General features: G+C 42.3%; 1 protein-coding gene and 2 pseudogenes. 2 read left to right on the forward strand and 1 reads right to left on the reverse strand.

Features of this window, described 5'->3' with window-relative positions:
- Window positions 1–887, reverse strand: a pseudogene (locus tag EOJ37_RS14905) (transposase); the annotation flags it as partial.
- 71 nt (window positions 888–958) lie between these two features.
- On the opposite strand from EOJ37_RS14905, the pseudogene EOJ37_RS13795 reads away from it, so the two are divergent.
- Both EOJ37_RS13795 and fabF read left to right on the forward strand, forming a co-directional pair.
- A pseudogene (locus tag EOJ37_RS13795) lies at window positions 959–1,084 on the forward strand (IS3 family transposase); the annotation flags it as partial.
- A gap of 212 nt (window positions 1,085–1,296) precedes the next feature.
- The gene (gene fabF, locus EOJ37_RS13800; RefSeq protein WP_127960464.1) at window positions 1,297–2,577 is read left to right on the forward strand and encodes a beta-ketoacyl-ACP synthase II; all 1,281 of its coding nucleotides are present in this window, start codon (window positions 1,297–1,299) and stop codon (window positions 2,575–2,577) included.
- Window positions 2,578–2,865: the final 288 nt, after the last annotated feature.

Below are 2,865 nucleotides of genomic sequence, written 5' to 3' on the forward strand. Positions count from 1 at the left end.
ACGTTGGCTCGGCGCTGGTGCGCGACTTCTGCCACGATGATGCAACTGCTCACAGGCTTTAAGAATGCGATAATAACTTGATTCAGAAGCAATATAAATTCCCTTATCCAGCAGGCTGGGAACAATCTGTGAGGGAGGAAGTTCCGCATAAGCAGGCTCGTTACACACCGTAATCACGGCTTGCCGCTCTTCCTCTGTCAGCTTATTCGCCGGAACCGGGCGGATTGCATCAGGTCTCCTGTCTACCCTGACTTCGCCTGAATGATACCAACGCCGGTAGGTTCGCAAACTGATTTCCACTTCGTCACAGGCCTTCTCAAGGCGGCATCCTCCTTTAACAGCCACCTGAATTAATTCGATAATTTTCTGCCTTTCACCGGTAGGGGTTAATCCTCCTCGTCCTCTTCCCCGTAAAAGGCTTTGAGCTTTTTTCTCAGCATCAGCAACGCGGCCATTTCGGCAAGCGCCTTCTCTTTTTCGCGTAGCGCTTTTTTCAGTATCTTATTCTCGAGGCGTTCTGCTTTACTTTGTTTTTGCAAAAGTTGTTGCTGTTCCTGGCGGGTATTAACTCCCTGTAAACAGGCTTGCTTCCAGCGTTTAACCTGCTCAGGATAAAGTCCTTTTGCACGACAATATTGACTTAATTCAGTCTCTGAAAGTGATGCGGTTTCGATGATCACCGCCAATTTTGCTTCTGCTGACCACGCTTCAGAATGGGATGTTTTACCTGGCACTGGCTGCCCCTTAAGTTTTGCCTGATGACGCCAATGATACAAAGTTTGTTCGGAAATAGATTCTGCACGGGCAACTTCTGCCACTGTCTGGTTATAGGGAGGCAATAACCGTTTCAGTACGGCTGCTTTATGCTCCGGTGAATACTTCGCCATTACTTACTCTACTCCACCCCAATGTGGTTATTTTTTGATAGTGACAACTATCCTGCCACAGGGGGGTAGCGATGACTCGCTATATCACGGGCTATTATAGTGAGTTTAGGCCGCACCAATACAATGGTGGACTCACACCCAATGAGTCAGAGCGACAATTTTGGCGTGTTTGCCACTCGGTGACCAATCTTTCTTGACCACTACAGATCGTATTCATGTGATGTCACTCCTGTAGTAAATGTAACCCGTAATAACATAATATCGGCTATCTCAGAAAGGGGCGTCCATCACATCACTACACCCAAAGTTTATTTCCATTTTTGAGCTTACACGTGTACACTTAACATCAAAGAAGCTTTTTATGAAGTTCGTTTTGAAAGAAAAAACTCAAGGTTAGGAACAAGGAAAAATGGCAAAATCTATTGAGAAAAAACGTGTTGTTGTTACTGGAGTAGGACTCGTGTCTCCTCTAGCTTGTACCAGTGAAATTTCATGGGATAGGCTAATCAAGGGATTTTCTGGAATCAAAAGATTATCACGTGAACATCATGGTGACTGTCCAGTTCATATAGCTGGTGTCATCCCCTCTTATCTGGATGACAACATTGGAGGTTTGGATATAAACAAATATATTTCTCTAAAGGAACAGAAAAAGGCTGATCGTTTTATACAACTTGCTTTGGTTGCTGCTGAAGAGGCTGTTTACGATGCTAAAATTCTTTTTTTGGAAGAAGAAGAAAAGTTAGATGTGGCTACAATTATAGCTACTGGTATTGGTGGCTTTCATGCTATTACAAATGCTGTAAACACAGTATCAGAAAAGGGCAGTAAAAAACTATCTCCGTTTACTATCCCTTCATTTATTGCAAATCTTGCTGCAGGGCAAGTATCAATAAAATATGGTTATAAAGGAATTCTTGGAGCTCCTGTTTCTGCATGCGCTGCAAGTATTCAAGCAATAGGCGATGGATATCGAGCTATTCAAGGTGGATACGCAACTATGGCATTGGTTGGAGGAGCCGAATCGTGTATAAATCCTGTTTCACTCGGAGGGTTTCATGCAGCTCGAGCGTTAACTGCTAGTTTTAATGAAAAACCTGAATGTTCCTCTCGACCATTTGATTCAAAACGAGATGGATTTGTGATGAGTGAGGGAGCTGGTATATTAATACTCGAAGAACTTGATCATGCACTGAAAAGACAAGCAAAAATTCTAGCTGAAGTAAAAGGATATGGTACAACTTCCGATGCTTGGCATATAACAGCAGGGCCAGAAGATGGCTCTGGTGCTGCAAGATCAATGCAAAAAGCTATTGCCGATGCAGATCTGTCACCTGAAGATATTGATTATATTAACGCACACTCCACATCCACTTATGTAGGTGATAGAGCTGAAATGGCCGCGATCAAAAAAATTTTTAAAAAAAAGTGTCCGTATATATCTTCCACAAAATCCTCTACTGGCCATATGTTAGGGGCTGCAGGTGCTGCGGCAGCAATATTTTCCATTAAGGCCATAAATAATGGGATTATCCCTCCATCAATAAATATAGATGTTCTAGATGAAGCTGCTGAGCATTTAAATATTGTAATAAACAACTCACAAAAATACCCTATCGATAATGTGTTGGTAAATGGTTTTGGGTTCGGAGGAGTAAATGCATCAGTGATTTTTTCTTCATTTAATTGATTAACGTTCTGCATCAGCACCCCAAAAATCAACTTCACTGAAAAACTGAAGTTGATTGCTATTTTTAGAAGCGATTGATGAAAACACTATTCACAAGTTCGCCACGAGTCCGACCTTTATTAGGGAGCAAGTATTCAATATGTGTATGCATCCTTAACCATCCTTAACCATCCCCTCATATGAACGAGGCATGGCAAGGCTTTTGAGGTATGATCTCCGTTATTGACCCGCTAATATCGAGCAGACAACCTCTATGCTTAATCACGAAATAATCTTTAACCACATTGA

The organism is Serratia microhaemolytica, assembly GCF_004011885.1.
GTDB lineage: Bacteria > Pseudomonadota > Gammaproteobacteria > Enterobacterales > Enterobacteriaceae > Serratia_G > Serratia_G microhaemolytica.